This window comes from Streptomyces sp. YIM 98790, assembly GCF_011421595.1.
Taxonomy (GTDB): Bacteria; Actinomycetota; Actinomycetes; order Streptomycetales; family Streptomycetaceae; genus Streptomyces.
On record NZ_WTLH01000128.1, the window covers coordinates 1 to 17,898 of the forward strand.

At 74.8% G+C, this 17,898-nt stretch carries 19 protein-coding genes and 1 pseudogene; 14 read left to right on the top strand and 6 right to left on the bottom strand.

Going from position 1 to position 17,898, the window contains the following annotated elements:
• The 5 genes from GQS09_RS19575 to GQS09_RS30440 all read left to right on the top strand — a co-directional run.
• A partial coding sequence (locus tag GQS09_RS19575) for an ABC transporter ATP-binding protein (RefSeq protein ID WP_165988058.1) occupies nucleotides 1–609 on the top strand: 609 nt, incomplete at its 5' end.
• A gap of 418 nt (nucleotides 610–1,027) precedes the next feature.
• Nucleotides 1,028–1,222: a hypothetical protein gene (locus GQS09_RS19580; RefSeq protein ID WP_165988060.1), complete on the top strand. Its 195-nt coding sequence runs from the start codon at nucleotides 1,028–1,030 to the stop codon at nucleotides 1,220–1,222.
• A gap of 67 nt (nucleotides 1,223–1,289) precedes the next feature.
• Nucleotides 1,290–2,192: an N-acetyl-1-D-myo-inositol-2-amino-2-deoxy-alpha-D-glucopyranoside deacetylase gene (gene mshB / locus GQS09_RS19585; RefSeq protein ID WP_165988062.1), complete on the top strand. Its 903-nt coding sequence runs from the start codon at nucleotides 1,290–1,292 to the stop codon at nucleotides 2,190–2,192.
• 5 nt (nucleotides 2,193–2,197) lie between these two features.
• The gene (locus tag GQS09_RS19590) at nucleotides 2,198–2,611 is read left to right on the top strand and encodes a DUF6113 family protein (RefSeq protein WP_243761578.1); all 414 of its coding nucleotides are present in this window, start codon (nucleotides 2,198–2,200) and stop codon (nucleotides 2,609–2,611) included.
• A gap of 189 nt (nucleotides 2,612–2,800) precedes the next feature.
• Entirely contained in the window at nucleotides 2,801–4,936 is a 2,136-nt protein-coding gene (locus tag GQS09_RS30440; RefSeq protein ID WP_165988064.1) for a peptidoglycan binding domain-containing protein, read from the top strand.
• Between the two features lie 117 nt (nucleotides 4,937–5,053).
• Here GQS09_RS30440 and GQS09_RS19600 read toward each other — a convergent pair whose 3' ends face one another.
• A complete protein-coding gene (locus GQS09_RS19600) occupies nucleotides 5,054–6,073 on the bottom strand; it encodes a GNAT family N-acetyltransferase (protein WP_165988066.1) in 1,020 nt (339 codons plus the stop codon).
• A gap of 136 nt (nucleotides 6,074–6,209) precedes the next feature.
• On the opposite strand from GQS09_RS19600, the gene fdxA reads away from it, so the two are divergent.
• Nucleotides 6,210–6,533 carry a ferredoxin gene (gene fdxA, locus GQS09_RS19605; protein ID WP_165988068.1) on the top strand — a complete coding sequence of 108 codons (324 nt, stop codon included), beginning with the start codon at nucleotides 6,210–6,212 and terminating at the stop codon, nucleotides 6,531–6,533.
• A 129-nt stretch (nucleotides 6,534–6,662) separates the two neighbouring features.
• Nucleotides 6,663–7,778: a succinyldiaminopimelate transaminase gene (gene dapC, locus GQS09_RS19610; protein WP_313896224.1), complete on the top strand. Its 1,116-nt coding sequence runs from the start codon at nucleotides 6,663–6,665 to the stop codon at nucleotides 7,776–7,778.
• Nucleotides 7,779–7,924: 146 nt separating this feature from the next.
• Here the strand turns inward: dapC and GQS09_RS19615 are convergent, their stop codons facing one another.
• The gene (locus tag GQS09_RS19615) at nucleotides 7,925–8,383 is read right to left on the bottom strand and encodes an ATP-binding protein (protein ID WP_165988070.1); all 459 of its coding nucleotides are present in this window, start codon (nucleotides 8,381–8,383) and stop codon (nucleotides 7,925–7,927) included.
• 335 nt (nucleotides 8,384–8,718) lie between these two features.
• Complete coding sequence (locus tag GQS09_RS19620; protein ID WP_165988072.1) at nucleotides 8,719–9,603, bottom strand: hypothetical protein; 885 nt, start codon at nucleotides 9,601–9,603, stop codon at nucleotides 8,719–8,721.
• 302 nt (nucleotides 9,604–9,905) lie between these two features.
• On the opposite strand from GQS09_RS19620, the gene dapE reads away from it, so the two are divergent.
• Nucleotides 9,906–11,042 (top strand): succinyl-diaminopimelate desuccinylase, encoded by a 1,137-nt coding sequence (gene dapE, locus GQS09_RS19625; protein ID WP_165988074.1) that lies wholly within the window; start codon nucleotides 9,906–9,908, stop codon nucleotides 11,040–11,042.
• A 161-nt stretch (nucleotides 11,043–11,203) separates the two neighbouring features.
• Nucleotides 11,204–11,965: a TIGR00730 family Rossman fold protein gene (locus GQS09_RS19630; RefSeq protein WP_165988076.1), complete on the top strand. Its 762-nt coding sequence runs from the start codon at nucleotides 11,204–11,206 to the stop codon at nucleotides 11,963–11,965.
• A 61-nt stretch (nucleotides 11,966–12,026) separates the two neighbouring features.
• Here GQS09_RS19630 and folP read toward each other — a convergent pair whose 3' ends face one another.
• Complete coding sequence (folP, locus tag GQS09_RS19635) at nucleotides 12,027–12,887, bottom strand: dihydropteroate synthase (protein ID WP_165988079.1); 861 nt, start codon at nucleotides 12,885–12,887, stop codon at nucleotides 12,027–12,029.
• Nucleotides 12,888–13,052: 165 nt separating this feature from the next.
• Between folP and GQS09_RS19640 the strand changes: the two genes are divergently transcribed.
• Nucleotides 13,053–13,412 (top strand): DivIVA domain-containing protein, encoded by a 360-nt coding sequence (locus GQS09_RS19640; RefSeq protein WP_165988081.1) that lies wholly within the window; start codon nucleotides 13,053–13,055, stop codon nucleotides 13,410–13,412.
• Between the two features lie 104 nt (nucleotides 13,413–13,516).
• Here the strand turns inward: GQS09_RS19640 and GQS09_RS19645 are convergent, their stop codons facing one another.
• Nucleotides 13,517–14,353: an enoyl-CoA hydratase-related protein gene (locus tag GQS09_RS19645; protein WP_165988083.1), complete on the bottom strand. Its 837-nt coding sequence runs from the start codon at nucleotides 14,351–14,353 to the stop codon at nucleotides 13,517–13,519.
• Between the two features lie 317 nt (nucleotides 14,354–14,670).
• Between GQS09_RS19645 and GQS09_RS19650 the strand changes: the two genes are divergently transcribed.
• Complete coding sequence (locus GQS09_RS19650; protein ID WP_165988086.1) at nucleotides 14,671–14,838, top strand: DUF3117 domain-containing protein; 168 nt, start codon at nucleotides 14,671–14,673, stop codon at nucleotides 14,836–14,838.
• Between the two features lie 146 nt (nucleotides 14,839–14,984).
• On the opposite strand, the gene GQS09_RS19655 is transcribed toward GQS09_RS19650, so the two are convergent.
• Nucleotides 14,985–15,638, bottom strand: coding sequence for an O-methyltransferase (locus tag GQS09_RS19655; protein WP_165988094.1), 654 nt, complete (start codon nucleotides 15,636–15,638; stop codon nucleotides 14,985–14,987).
• 224 nt (nucleotides 15,639–15,862) lie between these two features.
• On the opposite strand from GQS09_RS19655, the gene sigE reads away from it, so the two are divergent.
• The 3 genes and pseudogenes from sigE to GQS09_RS19670 form a co-directional block, all read left to right on the top strand.
• Nucleotides 15,863–16,687 carry an RNA polymerase sigma factor SigE gene (gene sigE / locus GQS09_RS19660; RefSeq protein ID WP_165988088.1) on the top strand — a complete coding sequence of 275 codons (825 nt, stop codon included), beginning with the start codon at nucleotides 15,863–15,865 and terminating at the stop codon, nucleotides 16,685–16,687.
• On the top strand, nucleotides 16,684–17,622 hold the full coding sequence (locus tag GQS09_RS19665; RefSeq protein WP_165988090.1) for a zf-HC2 domain-containing protein: 939 nt from the start codon (nucleotides 16,684–16,686) through the stop codon (nucleotides 17,620–17,622). The genes sigE and GQS09_RS19665 overlap by 4 nt, the downstream gene beginning before the upstream one ends.
• Nucleotides 17,623–17,706: 84 nt before the next feature.
• A pseudogene (locus GQS09_RS19670) lies at nucleotides 17,707–17,898 on the top strand (protease); the annotation flags it as partial.

A 17,898-nucleotide genomic window follows, 5' to 3' on the forward strand; every position in this document is an offset into this window, starting at 1 on the left:
CTCGACGTCGTCGGCCTCAACCCCGAGCACATCAACCGCTACCCGCACCAGTTCTCCGGCGGGCAGCGGCAGCGCATCGGCATCGCCCGCGGGCTGGCGCTCAACCCCGAGATCATCATCTGCGACGAGCCCGTCTCCGCACTCGACGTATCCGTGCAGGCCCAGGTCATCAACCTGATGGAACGCCTGCAGGACGAGTTCGGGCTCTCCTACGTATTTATCGCGCACGACCTGTCGGTCGTCCGCCACATCTCCGACCGGGTGGCGGTGATGTATCTGGGCCGGATCGTGGAGACCGGCAGCCATCAGGAGATCTACGACCACCCCACGCACCCCTACACCCAGGCGCTGCTCTCCGCGGTGCCGGTGCCCGACCCCGAGGCCAGGGAGCACCGGGAGCGGATCATCCTGCACGGCGACGTGCCCTCCCCGGCCGCCCCGCCCTCCGGCTGCCGCTTCCGCACCCGCTGCTGGAAGGCGCAGCGCAAGTGCGCCGAGATCGATCCGCCGCTGGCCGTGCCGGTGGCCTTCCAGGATGCCGAGGGACCGGTGGTGCACGACTCGGCCTGCCACTTCGCCGAGGAGAAGGAGCACGTGGCGCACGGCTGAACGCGCGGCCCGCCGGGCCGGGCGCCGGGCGGGGGCACGGGCAGAGACCGGGGCGGGACGGCTGATCTCCGGCGTGCCGCCGGGACCCCCAGGGGTCTGGGGGGCCGTCCCGCCCCGGTCCACGGCACCCGCACGGCCGTACGGCCTCAGTGTGGGGAGTCCGCATATCGGAACCAGGTCCGGCCTGTTGCCGCCGTGTTAACGGCCTCACCGGGATGGTCAGGGGCGTATCCGGCGGCGGGCGGAGTGTGCGCCTGCACTCTGCACCCGTGCACCGACGTGTGATGTCTCACCCGCAGTTATGATCCGTTGCGCCCGGTGGGTAGGACAGTGATAGCTCCGTAACGCCCTGTTCCACCGAGCCGCTCCAGACGCCGATCGTTGTTGTCCGCCCGTGCCCTGATGGAGGTAAACCGCCGTGGCCTTCTCCGTATCCGCGGTGTTGCTGCTGGCGATCATCGTCGTGCTGCTGGTCAGGAAGTCAGGGCTGAAGGCCGCCCACGCCACGGTGTGCGCGTTGTTCGGCTTCTTCCTGGCGAGCTCCAACCTGGCACCCACCATCAACGATCTGACCGCGAGCGTGGCCGACGTGATCAGCGGCTTCTCCTTCTGAGCGGCCGGAGCGGCCGGAGCGGCGGGGGCGGACGGGCCGCGCCGCGCGGCGGCCGTAAGCTCGGGCCATGAGTACCCGCGCTTCCGGCCTGCTGCTGGTGCACGCACATCCCGACGACGAGTCCATCACCAATGGGCTGACCATGGCGGTGTGCGTGGCGCGCGGCGTGCCCGTCACCCTGGTGACCTGCACCCGCGGAGAGGAGGGCGAGGTCATCCCGCCCGCCCTGGCCCGGCTCGCCCCCGACCGGGACGACACCCTCGGCCCGTACCGGGAGCGCGAGCTGGCCGCCGCCATGGCGGAACTCGGCGTCACCGACCACCGCTTCCTCGGCGGGCCGGGACGCTGGCGCGATTCCGGCATGATGGGGGCCCCGCAGAACCGGCGCCCCGGCGCCTTCTGGCAGGCCGACCTCGACACCGCGGCCGGGCAGCTCGCGGAGACCGTTCTCCAGGTGCGGCCCCGGGTGCTCATCACCTACGACCCGACGGGCGGCTACGGCCACCCGGATCACATCCAGGCGCACCGGGTGGCCATGCGCGGCGCCGAACTGGCCGCCGCCGAGGGGCACCGGATCGAGCGCATCCTGTGGAACTGCGTGCCCCGCACCGCGGCCGAAGCCGCCCTGGCGGCGCTGCGTGCGGCCGGGCCGGGCCGCTTCCGGGGCGTGGCCGGCCTCGCCGACATCCCGGGTGTGGTGGACGACGGCCTGGTGGTGCTGGCGGTGACCGGCGACGCGCGGGCGCGCCGGGCCAAGGCCGCCGCCATGCGGGCCCACGCCACCCAGATCGAGCTCGGCGAACCCGTGGCGGACGGCACCGGGCCGGTGTTCGCGCTCTCCAACGGGCTGGTACAGCCGGTGTGGGAGACGGAGTTCTACCGGCTGGGCCGGGGAACCCCGCTCCCGGAGGGAGCCGGGGACCCCTTCGACGGGCTGGACCCCGCGGACGGTGAAGGAGGCGCCCGGTGAACGGGATGACGGTGGGGCGGCTGGCGGCCCATCTGCTGCTGGCGGTGCTCGGCGCGCTGGTCGCCACGGCCGGCACGCTGGTGCAGGCGGGCTGGTTCCCGTTCGGACTGCTGCTGGCCCTGGGCGGTGCCGCCGCGCTGTTCCTGGGCGGAGCGCTGGTCATGCGCACCAAGGCGGGCGCGGCCGTGCCGGCCGGTAGCTGGGCGGTCACCGTGATGGTGCTCAACGTGCCGCGCCCGCAGGGCGATTTCCTCTTCGCCGCCGGCGCGGCGAGCTATCTCTTCCTGTTCGGTGGCATGATGACGGCGGTGCTGTGCGCGATGCTGGCCCCGACCGACCGGCCGATGTTCTCCTCCCCCGTGCCCTCCGGCCGCGGGAGGTACGGGCGGCCGGCAGCCGGCGCCGCCAAGTCGCGCTGACCGTGCCGGAAGAGCGTCTCGTACCCGATGTGCCCGACCGGTCACGGAACCGTTCGAGAACCGTTCGAACTGTGCTGCCAATCCGGCGGCCCCGGACTACCGGTGCCGTGTGCCGAAGTATGGTGGGCTCGCCGTCCGACCCGGCGCCGGATTCGGGGTCGGCCGGTGGAGCCAATCGGGAGATCTGCCTTGAGTCGTGAAACAGACAGCCCGTCCTCCGGACGGGGGCCGGAGCCGTACGGCGAGCCCGCCGCTCCGGGGGCGGCCGGGGGACCGGGCGCGGCCGGGGGGCCGGACGAGAAGAAGACCGAGACCACACTGACCACGCGGGTCAAGATCAGCATTCCCGGTTCCCGGCCCATCCCGCCCGTGGTGGTGCGCGAGCCGGTCCGCGGGGAGACAGGGTCCGCCGATCCGGCCGCGGGCGAGCGGCCGCCGGCCTCCGAGTCCGCTGCCGGCACCGGTCCGGCCACCGCCGGGGGCGGCCTGCCGCCCCTGCCCGGCCCCGGCGCGGCCGGCGGCGGCATCGCGGCGGACAGCCGCAACGGCCAGGAGAACGGCAAGAAGACGAGTTCCTGGTTCGAGCCGCGCAAGCCCGTCAACGGCGGTCCCGGCGGCACCCCCCCGGCGGGGGTGCCCTCGGCATCGGCCGGGCACGGCGGCACCCCTCCCCGTCCGTCGCCCGGCGACCCTCCGGGATACGGCATCCCCGCGCAGGGCGGCCCGCTGGACGGTGCTCCCCGGAACGACGACGGCGCGGCCGGTCCCGGTCCCGGTCCCGGTCCCGGTCCCGGTCCCGGTCCCGGTCCCGCCGGATACGGCACGCCCGCGCACGGCACCCCGGCGTACGGCACGCCCGCGTACGGCACGCCTGCGCACGGCACCCCTGCGTACGGCGCCGAGGGGTATCCGGGAGAGGCGTACGGCCGTGCGGAGCCGCTCCCCGAACTCCCGGTGCGCGGCCGCACCGCCCCCGGCGGCCCGGCCGGTCCCACCACCGGGCCGCAGTCCGGCGACATGCCGCTGCCACCGCCCCCCGGCGCCTCCCGGACCGGCTCCGGCGAGCTGCCGCGGCCCATGGCCGGGCAGGCCGAGCCGCCCAGCGCCACCACCATGGAGCTGGGCACCCCGCTGCGCACCGAACCCGGCCCGGTCCGCGGCCCGGTGCGGGAACAGCCCGAGACCGGAGCGCTGCCGCAGCTGCCCAGCCCGTTCGGCCCGGGCGGCGCCCCCGGCGGCGGCCCGGCCGTGCCGCCGCCCGGACCCACCCCGCCACCGGCCGTCCCGCGCGAGCGGACCCCGGCACCGCCCGGGGAGTACGACGACCACGACGGGCCCGCCGCGCCGGAGCCCCCGCGCCGCAAGGGCCGCGGCAAGGCGCTGCTCACCATGGCGCTGGTCACCCTCGTCGGGGCGGGCGTGCTGGCCTACGGCGCCGGACTGCTGCTCAACCAGCACGACGTGCCCAAGGGCACCACCGTGCTGGGCCACGACATCGGCGGCAGCACCACCGAGGAGGCGGTCAACAAGCTCGCCGCCGCCCTCGACCGGCCCGCCAACGCACCGCTGATCCTGGTGATAGACGGCCAGGAGGTGGAACTGCTGCCCAGCGTGGCCGGGCTGACCATCGACACCCAGGCCACCGTGCGGGCGGCCGGTACCGACGACTACAACCCGGTCACCGTGATCGGCTCGCTGCTGGACTCCACCCGTGAGGTGGAGCCGGTGTTCGCGGTCGACGAGGAGAAGCTCAACGCCGCGCTGGAGGACATCGCCGCGCAGTACGGCGGCACCGAGCCGGAGGACGGCTCCATCACCTTCGACAGCGAGGGCGCGCACGCGCACTACGGCCGGCCCGGGGTGTCCGTGGACGCGGCCTCGGCGGCCCCCGCCGTGCAGCAGGCGTTCCGGCTCCGCGCCCGGACCGGCGAGACCGAGCCGGTGGAGCTGGCCACCACCCAGGTGGAGCCGGAGATCACCGACGCCGAGGTGGACGCCGCCATGGCGGAGTTCGCCGAGCCGGCCATGTCCGGCCTGGTACGGGTCACCACCGAGACCGGCGTGCCCTTCATCGACTTCAGCCCGCAGAACTCGATCCACCAGTTCATCGGCATGACGGCGGTGGACGGCGAACTGGTGGACGTCTACGACACCGAGGCACTGGCCAGGCTCTACGGCAGCACCTTCGACCAGGTGCTGATCAGCCGGGGAGACGGCAGCCGGACGCCGCCCACCCCGGAGGAGATCGCCGGTCTGCTGCGGCAGGCGCTGCGCGAGACCGACCCGGACAAGCGGGTGGCCGTCATCGAGACCAACCCCGGATAAGCCCCGGACAAGCCGCACTCCGCTCGGCGTGCAGCGCACGGTGTACACCGCGCACCCGGGCGCGGCGGGGACGCGGGAGGGGGCTGCCGGCCGGCAGCCCCCTCCCGCGCGTCCGTTTCAGGGCTGCGGCGCCCGCAGGTAGTGGTAGTGGTGGTGCTCGGCGAGACCGAGACCCCGGTACAGATCCCGGGCCGGGGCGTTGTCGGTCTCCACCTCCAGCCAGGCGGCGCTCGCGCCCTCCGCCAGGGCGGCCCGGGCCAGTTCCGCCATCACCGCCGTGGCCAGCCCCTCCCGCCGCCGCTCCGGCGCCACCGCTATCGCGGCGAAGCCCGCCCAGCGGCCGTCCACCACACAGCGCCCCACCGCCGCCGGGCCGCTCCCCGGGGCGGCCGCCGGAACGACGGCGAACCACACCGACGGACCGGCGGCGAGCACCCGGCGCGCGGTCTCCGGCTCCTGCAGCGCTCTCGGCCAGCCGCGCAGCCAGTCCTCGCCCGGCTCCCGCTCCAGCCGCACCCGGGTGTCCGGCTCGCGGTCCGCCAGGGGTGCCAGCGCGCCCGCCAGCAGCGCGGTGTGCGCGTGCGCGGTCCAGCCGTGCCGGCCGAGCCCGGCGGCCAGCCGCTCGTGTGTCCCGGCCGCTCCGGTGGCCACCCGAAGCTGGGCGGGCAGTCCGCGCTCCGCGTACCAGGCGCGGACCCGTTCGACGGCCCCGGGGGAGCCGAGCTCACCGGGCTCGCCGAGCGGGAAGGCCGCGTTGGCGCGCCGGGTCCAGCCGCGGGCGGCCCGGCACAGCCAGCCGCCGAGCCGCTCGCTGTCCGGTGCCGGCCAGCCGCGCGCGGCCACCCGGGTGAGCTCCCGGACGGTGGCGGAGGGCATGCCGCGCCGGCGCGCGGGGACCGGGGGCACCACCTTGCCGGCCGCCAGCGCGGATTCCGGGATGCGGACGGTCACCCCGTCCCGGCGGGTGACGCACAGCACACCGTCCGTCCACGATGTGAGAACGCCGACCGTGTCGGTGAACAACGGCCCTTCCCCGACCGCCCCGCGAGGCCGGGCCAAGGCCCGCACGGACACCCGTTTGCCCACGTCAGAACCGCTGATGCGGATTTCCAGGCGTACGCCTGTGGTGAACTCCACCGCCTTGATCGCCCCTCGTGTTCGTACCCGCTGCCGGAACCGCGATACTAGGGGCCAGCATCGACGACGCCGCGCTCCCGCGCGCTCTGCAAGGCGGTACCGCCGGTCCGCCGCCCTACCAAGGAGGAACGACAGCGTGACCTACGTCATCGCGGAGCCTTGTGTCGACATCAAGGACAAGGCATGCATCGAGGAGTGCCCCGTCGACTGCATCTACGAGGGCAACCGTGCGCTCTACATCCACCCGGACGAGTGCGTGGACTGCGGGGCGTGCGAGCCGGTCTGCCCCGTCGAGGCGATCTTCTACGAGGACGACGTCCCGGAGGAGTGGAAGGACTACTACAAGGCCAACGTCGAGTTCTTCGACGAGCTCGGCTCGCCGGGCGGCGCCAGCAAGCTGGGCCTGATCGACCGCGACCACCCGGTCGTGCTGGCGGTGGCGCCCCGCGAGGAGGACTGACCCCGTCCGCCCCGGCCACCGGCCCGGGGCGCGCGGCCGCGCCGTGCGCCGCCGTCCGCCCCGGGCCGGCCGGGCCGTCCGCCCGGTCCCGCACCGCCGTGCGGACCCGTTCAGCGAAGTGAGCCCTCTGTGAGCCAGTCCGCGCGCCCGCGCTCCGCCCTGTCCCGTCTGCCGGTCTTCCCCTGGGACCGGCTGGAGCCGTACAAGGCGGCGGCCGCCGCCTGTCCCGGCGGGATCGTGGATCTCTCGGTCGGCACTCCGGTCGATCCGGTGCCGGAGGTGGTCCGGCGGGCGCTGGCGGGGGCCGCCGACCGCCCCGGCTACCCGGCGGTCTGGGGCACGTCCGCACTGCGCGACGCCATCGTGGGGTGGAGCGGGCGGCGGCTGGGCGCGCACGGGCTGGAGCACGGCAATGTGCTGCCGGTCATCGGCTCCAAGGAGTTCGTGGCCTGGCTGCCGACCCAGCTGGGGCTGGGCGCGGGCGACCGGGTGGCCTTCCCCCGGCTGGCGTATCCGACGTACGAGGTCGGCGCCCGGCTGGCGGGCTGCGAGCCGGTGCCGTACGACGACCCGGCCGGGCTGGACCCGGCCGGGCTGCGGCTGCTCTGGCTCAACTCCCCGTCCAACCCGACCGGCCGGGTGCTGGACGCCGGTGAACTGCGCGCGGCCGTGGCCTGGGCGCGGCGGCACGGCGTCCTGGTGGTCAGCGACGAGTGCTATCTGGAGCTGGGCTGGGAGGGCACCGAGCCGGTCTCGGCGCTGCATCCACAGGTCTGCGGGGGCGACCCGTCCGGGGTGATCGCCCTGCACTCGCTCTCCAAGCGCTCCAACCTGGCGGGCTACCGGGCGGCGTTCGCGGTGGGCGACGCGGCCGTGCTGGGCGAGCTGCTCACGGTGCGCCGGCACGGCGGGATGATGCTGCCGGCGCCGGTCCAGGAGGCGATGACGGCGGCGCTGGGCGACGACGCGCATGTGGCGGAGCAGCGGGCCCGGTACGCGGCCCGGCGGTCGGCGCTGCGCACCGCCCTTCAGGCGCGGGGTTTCCGGGTCGAGCACAGCGAGGCGTCGCTGTACCTGTGGGCGACCCGCGGCGAGCCGGGCTGGGACACGGTGGCCGATCTGAGCAAGCTGGGTGTGCTGGTCGCCCCGGGCGAGTTCTACGGACCGGCGGGGGAGCGTTTCGTGCGGGTCGCCTTCACCGCCACCGACGAACGCGTCGCCGAGGCCGTCCGCAGGCTTTCCTGACCGCTCCCGCCGACGCCGGCGGCCGGCCGCCCCGGCCCGCCGGGGCTGCGGGCGCGGACGTGGGCGGAGGCGTGGGCGTGCGCAACGCACAGGACCCCGGGGGTGGGAGGTCCCCCGGGGCCGGCCCCTGCTGCGGTGCGGAGTGCTCAGCCGAGCGGCAGGCCGCCGAGCATCGGGGCGTTGCCGCCGCCGGAGGTCAGCCCGCCGGTGACATCGGACAGGGCGTCGGTGGGCAGGTCGGTGCCGCCGAGCGTGTCGGCGGCCTCGCCGACCAGCTCCGAGGCGCTGCCGGCCAGATCGTCGGAGGCGTTCTGTGCCGCGGGAGCCGCGGTCCGCAGGGTGGAGCCCACGGTCCGGCCGGCGGCCGGGACGCCGGAGGCGACGATCTCGCCGCCCGCCGCGCCGACCATCTGCGTGGTGCTCTGGGTGGCGGCGTCCAGGGACTCGGCGGCCGAGGTGGCGTCGAGGTCGGTCACTCCGCTCAGGTCGGTGGCCTCCGGCAGCGCCGCGGCATTGGCGGCACCGGCCGCGCCGACCACCGGGGCGGCTCCCGCGGCGAACACGAGCGCGGCCTTGGCCATACGGCGCTTGAGGGGGTGGGACATGATGCTCCTTTGACGGAGAAGATGCTCTTCGGATGTGTCGTGTGTCGTGCGGTGTCGGACCGGCGATAACTCGATCAGACGCCGTGCCTATCGCGGCAGACCGGCTCTTGGTTGCGGCGGCCAAGGTAAAGGATTGGCAATGTGGCCGGATTATCGGGTCTGTGTGCACATTGGCAACCCTGGCGAGGGAATTCCCGCACAGGTGTCTTTCGCCAAGGCGTGCGGAAACGGGGATGAATTCCCGGTGGTCGAACGTGTTGCCGGTGCGGCGGGCATGCCTCCGGCGGCGCGGACGGCCGCGCACACCGGCCGGGACCGGGACGGCTGACCGGCCGTCACCCGGCTACGGACAGCAGCAGTCCGGGACGCGGCTCGCCGGACGGCCGCCACCCCTCCGCCGAGCGCGACGCCTCCCAGACCCGGTCCTCGAAGGAGATCCGCGCGATGCCCAGCTCGGCCGCGTGCGCCACCGCCCAGTGCGCCAGCTCCCAGCCCCGCTGCCGCGCCTCCCCGGCCGGCAGATCCACGGTGATCTCCGTCCCGGCCGCCGCGGGCACCACCGACGCCCCGAACTCCCGGGTCATCCGCGCGGTGATCTCCGCGGTGTCCCCCGGCTTCGCCGGGCTGCCGCCCGTGCTGCAGCTCAGGGCCGCGGGCGCACGCCCGGTGAGCGCGGCGGCCAGCAGCGCCGCCCGGGTCTCGTGCTTGGCGTACTCGTCGGGGAAGGCGCTGCGCTGCACGGTCTGGGCGGCCACCGTGAGCGGCATGTCCAGATAGCCGGGAACCAGTTCCAGCTCCTCGTAGAAGCGGGAGGAGGAGTACACCGGGTCCATGATCTCCTCCGCCGTGCCCCAGCCCATGGACGGCCGCTGCTGGAACAGGCCGAGCGAATCCCGGTCGCCGTAGTCGAGGTTGCGCAGGCTGGACTCCTGCATGGCGGTGGCCAGCGCTATCGTCACCGCCCGCTCCGGCAGGCCGCGCGCGCTGCCCACCGCGCCGATGGTCGCGGCGTTGGCCGCCTGCTCCGGCTGGAGCCGGTAGCTGCCGCCGCCGGCCTCGTCGGCCACCGTGCACTGCGGGCGTCCCACCCCGGTCTCCCAGTGCACCGCCCCGTAGACCACCAGGCCGGTCAGTACCACCACGACCGCCGCGGCGCGGGCGAGGACGCGGCCGGCGCGGCTGCTGCGGGCTGCTGCGGGCGGGGGAGTCGGCTCGGGCACGGCCCTACCGTAATGGAGCCCCCGGGGCGGCCGGGAGCCGGTGTGCGCCACGGGTTCGGCGAGGCCGGTGCGGCCGGGACCAGGACGTCACCGCCGGTGAGCGAGTTGCGCCACCCCATGCCACCCCGCCCGTTCCGGCACCCCGCCGGCCCGCCCGGGGCGCTCCGGAGCCTGCCGGGCCGCCCTGCCGCTCTGCCCGCTCTGCCCGGGCACCCCGCCGGAGCGCCCCGTGGAAGCACCCGGCCCGGGGCGGGACCCGGGGCCGGGACGCGCGGCCGGGACGGCCGAGTACGCTCGCGGGCATGGAGTCCTCCCCGCCCGCCCCTGCCCCCGCCCCCGCCCTGCGGTCCGTGTCCCGGCCCGCTCCCGTGCTCGACCTGACCGCCGACGCCGCCGCGCTCACCGCGCAGCTCGTGGACATTCCCTCGGTCAGCGGCACCGAGGAGCCGCTGGCCGACGCCGTGGCCGAGGCCCTGCGCGCCCCCGGGCATCTGCGCGTGGAGCGGCTGGGCAACAGCGTGGTGGCCCGCACCTCGCTGGGCCGGCCCGAGCGGGTGGTCCTCGCCGGGCACCTGGACACCGTGCCGGTCGCCGGCAACCTGCCCTCCCGGCTGGACGCGGACGGCGTGCTGTGGGGGTGCGGCACCAGCGACATGAAGTCCGGGGTGGCCGTCCAGCTCCGCATCGCCGCCACCGTCCCCGAGCCCAACCGCGACCTCACCTTCGTCTTCTACGACAACGAGGAGGTGGAGGCGGAGAAGAACGGGCTGCGCCGGCTCGCCGCCGAGCGGCCCGAGTGGCTGGCCGGGGACTTCGCCGTGGTGCTGGAGCCCAGCAACGGCGAGGTGGAGGGCGGCTGCCAGGGCACCTTGCGGATGCTGCTCCGGCTGGCCGGCACCCGCGCCCACTCGGCCCGCTCCTGGACGGGCGAGAACGCCGTCCACGCCGCCGCACCGGTGCTCGCCCGGCTGGCCGCCTACCGGCCTCGCCGCCCGGTGATCGACGGCCTGGAGTACCGGGAGGGCCTGAACGCGGTGCGCATCGAGGGCGGCGTGGCGGGCAACGTCATCCCGGACGCCTGCGTGGTCACGGTGAACTACCGCTTCGCCCCCGACCGGGACGAGCAGCAGGCCGCCGAGCACGTCCGCGAGGTCTTCGCGGACTGCGGCGTCGCCGAGTTCACGGTCGACGACTCCTCGCCGGGCGCACTCCCCGGGCTGGGCCATCCGGCGGCGCGGGCGTTCATGGCGGCGGTCGGCGGGCAGCCGAGGCCCAAGTACGGCTGGACCGATGTGGCCCGGTTCAGCGCGCTGGGCATCCCGGCCGTCAACTACGGCCCCGGTGACCCCAATCTCGCCCACAAGCGGGACGAACGGGTGGCCGCGGCCACCGTGCGCCACTGCGAGGAGCGGCTGCGCGCCTGGCTGACCGCCCCCTGACCCGGTCCCGGTCCCGGCGGTACGGCACGGCCCCGGCCCGGGACGCGGCCGGAACCGCCCCGACACCTGGACTTCCTGCGGCCGTGGTCCGTGCCACGTACCCTGCACGGAACGAACGCGCCGGACGCACCGGGCGCCGCAGGGACATGAAGGAGTGCAGCATGAACAGTGCCGGGGGAGCCGCCCGCTGGACCGACCAGGACCGCACCGAGCAGTACCTGGGACCGGTGGTGCGCCGCCGCGAGCAGGTGGTGCCGGGCACCGCCGACCAGCGGCTGCTGGACACCCGCGGCCCCTCCGACTGGCTGCACCAGGACCCGTGGCGGGTGCTGCGCATCCAGGCGGAGTTCGTGGAGGGCTTCGGGGCGCTCGCCGAGCTCGGCCCGGCGATCAGCGTCTTCGGCTCCGCCCGCACCGCGCCCGGCACCGCCGAGTACGAACTCGGGGTCCGGATCGGCCGGGCTCTGGTGGAGGCCGGTTTCGCGGTGATCACCGGCGGCGGTCCCGGGGCCATGGAGGCGGCGAATCGCGGCGCCAGTGAGGCCGGCGGCGTCTCGGTGGGCCTGGGCATCGAGCTTCCCTTTGAGCAGGGCCTCAACGAGTACGTCAATATCGGAATGAACTTCCGCTATTTCTTCGTGCGCAAGACGATGTTTGTGAAATATGCGCAGGGATTCATGGTGCTGCCCGGAGGAATGGGGACCATGGACGAGCTGTTCGAGGCGCTGACCCTGGTGCAGACCCGCAAGGTCACCCGGTTCCCGATCGTGCTGGTGGGCAGCGACTACTGGGGCGGCCTGGTGGACTGGCTCAAGCACACGATGATCGGCCAGGGCAAGGCCTCGCCGCGCGACGAACTGCTTTTCCAGGTCACCGACGACGTGGACCAGGCCGTCGAACTGGTCACCAAGGGCACCCGCTGACGGGCGGCCCGCTGACCGGCACCCGCCGGTCCGTAGTCGCCGGACGGGGGGCCGGGCCGGGTCAGGCCAGGCCGCGGCGGGACAGCCGGGGCTGACGGCGGCCGGCGATGGCCGCCGTCATCTCCAGCACCTGCCGGGTCTCGGCCACCTCGTGCACCCGGAACACCTGCGCGCCCAGCCAGGACGAGACCGCGGTGGTGGCCAGTGTGCCCAGCAGCCGCTCCTTCACCGGCAGACCGAGCGTCTCGCCGATGAAGTCCTTGTTGGAGAGCGAGACCAGCACCGGCCAGCCGGTGGCGGCCAGCTCCGGCAGCCGCCGGGTGGCCTCCAGCGAATGCCGGGTGTTCTTGCCGAAGTCGTGGCCGGGGTCGACCAGGACCGCGTCCCGCCGCACCCCCAGCGACACGGCACGTTCGGCCAGCGCGGTCACGGTGCGCACCACGTCCGCCATCACATCCGGATAGGCCACCCGGTGCGGCCGGGTGCGCGGCGCGGCACCGCCGGTGTGGGTGCACACCAGGCCCGCCCCGTGCCGGGCGGCCACCGCGGCCAGCTCCGGATCGGCGCCGCCCCAGGCGTCGTTGAGCAGATCGGCGCCCGCCCCGCAGACCGCCTCGCCCACCTCGTGCCGCCAGGTGTCCACGCTGATCACCACGGAGGGGTGGCGGCGCCGCACCTCGGCGACGAAGCCGGCGGTCCGGCGGATCTCCTCGGCGGCGTCCACCTCCTCGCCGGGGCCGGCCTTCACCCCGCCGATGTCCACGATGGCCGCGCCCTCGGCGATCACCTGCTCGACCCGGGCCAGGGCCGGCTCGTCCCGGAAGGTGGCCCCCTGGTCGTAGAAGGAATCCGGGGTCCGGTTGACGATGGCCATGATGACCGGCTCGTCCGGCGCGAAGGTCCGTTTTCCCAGTCGCAGCATGCTGCGAGAATACGTGCCGGTCCGGGGCGCGCCGGGAGACGTCCCGGCGGGTCCGCGGCGGCCACGGGGCGCCGGGGTGTGGCGCTCCGGCTCCGGGGCGGGCATCATCCGGGGCAGGGCGGCGACGGCCGGGACGGGCCGAGAAGGGTCCCCAGGGAGAATTCGATGCTTTTTCTGTACCTGATGGTCGCGATGGTGGCGGTGGTCGCCGGAGTCACGCTCGCGGTGCTGGGCAGTGGTGACGGCAGCGGAGCACCGGCCGAGGGCGGGCTGCCGGACGCCGAGCCGGACCGGCTCGACGACCCGCTGCCGCCCGACCGTCCGGTGCATCCGGCGGACGTGGTCGCGGTGCGCTTCCCGGTCGCCGTGCGCGGCTACCGGATGGCCGAGGTGGACGACGTGCTGGACCGGCTGGCCGCCGAGCTCGCCGAGCGCGACTCGCGGATCTCCGAGCTGGAATCCGCGCTGGCCGGTGCCCAGGCGCTGGCCCTGCGTCACCAGCCCGCCGGCCCCGAGGAGGACTGACCCCGGAGCCGGCCACCGGCCACCGGCCACCGGCCACCGGCCACCGGCCGGTGCCGGCCCACCGGACCGCTCACCGGCCGCGNGGTGCCGGCCCACCGGACCGCTCACCGGCCGCGGAAGACGGGTTCCTCCTTGGCGACGAAGGCGGCGACCGCCGCGCGGTGGTCCTCCGAGGCACCGGCCCGGATCTGCAGCTCCGCCTCCAGCTCCAGGGTCTCCTCCAGGGTGTGCGAGACGGCGAAGTCCAGTGCCTGCTTGATCGCGGCATAGGCCAGGGTCGGCCCGGCCGCCAGCCGGCGGGCCACCGCGGCGGCCGTCTCCGCGAGCTCGTCCTCCGGCACCACCCGCTGCGCGATGCCCAGCCGCTCCGCCTCCCGGGCGTCGATGGTGCGCGGGAAGAGCAGCAGGTCGGCGGCGCGGCCCGGGCCGACGAACCGGGGAAGCGTCCAGGCCAGCCCGGAGTCGGTGGACAGCGCGACCCCGGCGAACGCCGTGGTGAACTTCGCCCGCTCGGAGACCACCCGGTAGTCGGCGGCCAGCGCGAATCCCATGCCGGCTCCGGCCGCTGCGCCGTTCACCGCCGCCACCACCGGTTTCGGCATGCCCGCGATGGCCCGGGTGATCGGGTTGTAGTGCTCGGCCACGGTGCCGAGCGCGCTGCCGCCCGTCCCGCCGCCCGTCCCGCCGCTCTCGGCCCCGGCCCCTCCGGCGGAACGTTCCGCCAGGTGGGTGATGTGTTCCTTGAGATCCTGGCCGACGCAGAAGGCGCGCCCGGCACCGGTGAGCAGCACCGCCCGGACCTCCGGATCGTCGGCGGCGCGGTGCAGGGCGTCCCGCAGCGCATCCTTGGTCCGTACATCGAGGGCATTCATCGCGTCCGGCCGATTCAGCGTGATGGTGGCAAGACTCTCGGTGACTTCGTAGCGCACAGTGTCCGACATGCCGCTCAGCATGGACTACCGGAAACCGCCGCCGAAACCCCGGCATGCCGTTCTGTGATGAGTGCCCAACGGGAGTGCGGAACAGTTGCCGGAAGGACGGTATCCGGCTCGCATCGCGTCCGTATCGCGTGTGCTCCCCGAATTGAGCGGGTTTGCGGGGGCACGTTGCCGAAGGGATACCCCCGATGTTGGTCATCACGTCGCCGCATGCGGGATAATGGCCGGGAAGCAATCTGTTCGAGGCCGATGACGGCTGCGCCGACGGCGTTGTCGGGTTTGTCGGCCGCGATGAGCTGGTTTCAGGAAGGGGAACGAGCATGGCGGCCATGAAGCCGCGGACGGGCGATGGCCCGCTCGAGGTCACCAAGGAGGGGCGGGGCATCATCATGCGCGTTCCGCTCGAAGGCGGCGGACGGCTCGTCGTCGAGCTGAGCCCGGAGGAGGCCGCACAGCTCGACCAGGAGTTGCAGAAGGTGAGCGGCTGATCCGCAGCCACCGCCCTGAACCGTGATCCGTCAGCGCTGCCCCGGACGCCGCCCGGCCCCCGGAGCAGCGCTGACGGCGTTCCCGGGCCTCCCCGGGCGGGGCGGGCGCGCGGCCGGCCGGCCGCCGCGGCCCGGGGGACCGGAACTCAGGAGCGGCGCACCGCGCACAGCAGGCCGTCCCCCACCGGCAGCAGCGCCAGCACCAGCTCCTCGTTCTCCCGTATGCCGCGCAGCAGCTCCCGCAGCCTGAGCACCTCCGTGGGCGGGGCCGCGGAATCCACGGTGCGCCCGCCGGCGAACATCCCGGCGAAGCAGACCACCCCGCCCGGCCGCAGCAGCCGCAGCGATTCCGCCAGGTAGGCGCCGTACTCCGTGCGGTCGCCGTCGCAGAAGACCATGTCGTAGCCGCCGTCCGCCAGCCGCGGCAGCACGTCCAGGGCGCTGCCCGGGATGAACCGGGCCCGGTTCGCGGCAAAGCCCGCCGAGCGGAACGCCTGGCGGGCCAGCTGCTGCCACTCCGGTTCGACATCGACTGTCGTCAGCACCCCGTCCGGGCGCATGCCGCGCAGCAGATAGAGGCCGGAGACACCCGTTCCGGTGCCGATCTCCACCACCGCCTTGGCATGGGCGGTGGCCGCCAGCAGCCGCAGCGCGTCGCCGCAGCCGGGGGAGACGGCGCGCAGCCCGGCCTCCCGGGCGCGCTCCCGGGACCAGCGCAGCACAGCGCCCTCGGCGGTATCGGCGGCAGGTGCGCCGTACGCCTCGGCGAACGCCCAGCTTGTCTGCCGATTGCCGGTGATGTCCCTCTCCCGTCCCCGTGTGCACGCGCTTTGACTGTAGCGACTCCCTTCGGGAACCGAGCGCGCGGACCATGCGTTGACCCCTCACGAAGGACCGGGCGCGGCAGCACTCGCGCGGGCCCCCGGCGGATGCCCGGGCGGCTGCCCGCCGGAGACCGGAACGGCAGGTGAGCGGCCAAAAGCCGGGCGGAAATACTTATCCGGAGTTGACGGGCGAGGTGGCTATGGTAGGGACTCCACTCGACACCACCGAGTCCGACAGGGGAGGTGCGGCTGCGTCCGAAGGCCGAGCGGCGAAGAAACGCTTCCCGTGGACTTCCGGCGGGCCGAAATCCGTGACCGACAATGCTGACCGCGCCGCAGCCGCAGACGCTTCCGTCTCTTCCGCCGCCGCTTCGCCGGCCACCGCCGCATTTCGCGAGAACGGCGCGGGAGGAGAAGGCGGCCAGGCGTGGACTCCGCCCACCTGGGAGGAGATCGTCAGCACGCACAGCGGCCGGGTCTACCGGCTGGCCTACCGGCTCACCGGCAACCAGCACGACGCCGAGGACCTCACCCAGGAGGTCTTCGTCCGCGTCTTCCGTTCGTTGTCCACCTACACCCCCGGCACCTTCGAGGGGTGGCTGCACCGCATCACCACCAACCTGTTCCTGGACTCGGTGCGCCGCAAGCAGCGCATCCGGTTCGACGCGCTGGGCGACGACGCCGCCGACCGGCTGCCCAGCAGCGAGCCCTCACCGCAGCAGCACTTCAACGACACCCACTTCGACGCCGATGTCCAGCAGGCGCTGGACACCCTGGCGCCGGACTTCCGGGCGGCGGTGGTGCTGTGCGACATCGAGGGCCTGAGCTACGAGGAGATCGCGGCCACCCTCGGGGTGAAGCTGGGCACGGTCCGCAGCCGCATCCACCGCGGCCGGTCGCATCTGCGCAAGGCGCTGCGGCACCGTTCGCCGCGCGGCCGCGGCCGGGCCGGCCGCGCCGGGGAGGAACTGCCCGCACTGGCCGGGGTGCCGGCCGCGCGTGCTGAGGAAGGCGATACCGAGTGACGAGCGAGGACCATCTCGGCGACAGTCTCGCCGCACTGATCGACGGCGAACTGTCGGACGACCACCGGGAGCGGGCGCTGGCCCATCTGGCCACCTGCCCCGGATGCAAGGCGGAGGCGGACGCGCAGCGGCGGCTCAAGAGCGTGTTCGCCGACAGCGCGCTGCCCCCGCCGCCCGCGGCGCTGATGGCGCGGCTCCAGGGCCTGCCCGCGCTCGGCCTCGCCGATGCCGGGCGCGGCGGCGGGACCGGTGCCGGCGGTGACCGGGACGGCGCGGGCCTCCCCCCGGACGGCGCCGCGCTGCCCGGGGGACGGGGCAGGTCGCTGCTGACCCCGCCGAGCCTGAAGCCGGAGCGCGGCTTCCCGGTCCACCGCACGGGCATGCCGGTCGGCGGTGAGGCGGCGGCCGTGCGCGCAGGGCGCGGACAGCGGCTGGCCTTCGCGGCGGCCGGGGCGTTCTCGCTGGCCGCGGTGGCGCTCGGCGGCGCGCTCACCTCGGCCGGAGCCCCCACCACCCATGTGGCCGGCAGCGCCGGCGGCAGCGCGGGGGGTGCGGCGAGCAGCGCCAGCGCGAGCCCGGCGGGCACCTCCGCCTCGGCGGTGCGCACGGTCTCCCGTGACGAGCGGGCGGCCGACCGCGAGGTGAGGCACTCCCGGGGCGCACCGGAACCGGAGGAGAGCGGTGTTCTCCCCGTCGCGGCCTCGGACCGCTACGGCACCGGAGTGATCACCGGGCAGACGGCGGCGGTGTTCGCCGGCCTGGCGATGGATCCGGAACTGGCCGCGCTGCTGGCCGACCAGCGCTCCGCGGCGGCCTCCACGGCCCCCGGACCGGTGACGACCGGCGGGCCCGCGGTGCTCAGCGCGGCGGGCGGCGCGACGGGGGATACGGCACCGCAGGAGACGGCTCCGGTGCGCGCCGGCAGCCCTCGGTGAAGCCGGCCGCGGGTATTTGGTTGAATCCCATGCCGTAAGACGCCATTGCCGGGAACGGGGCCTGCGGAGACGATGGGGGCTGCCATGGATGAGGGGAACAGCAGCGCGGAGCCGCTGCACGGCCAGGACCCGTACGGCACACCGCCCTACGGCCCTCCCGGCCCGTGGGCGCCTGCCCCGCCCGTGCAGCGTCCCACGACGACGCCCCCGGCCGGCACCGAGGTCCCGGCCGAGGCGGCGGACGGCGGCCGGCCGCCTCGGCCCCCCGCGCCGCCC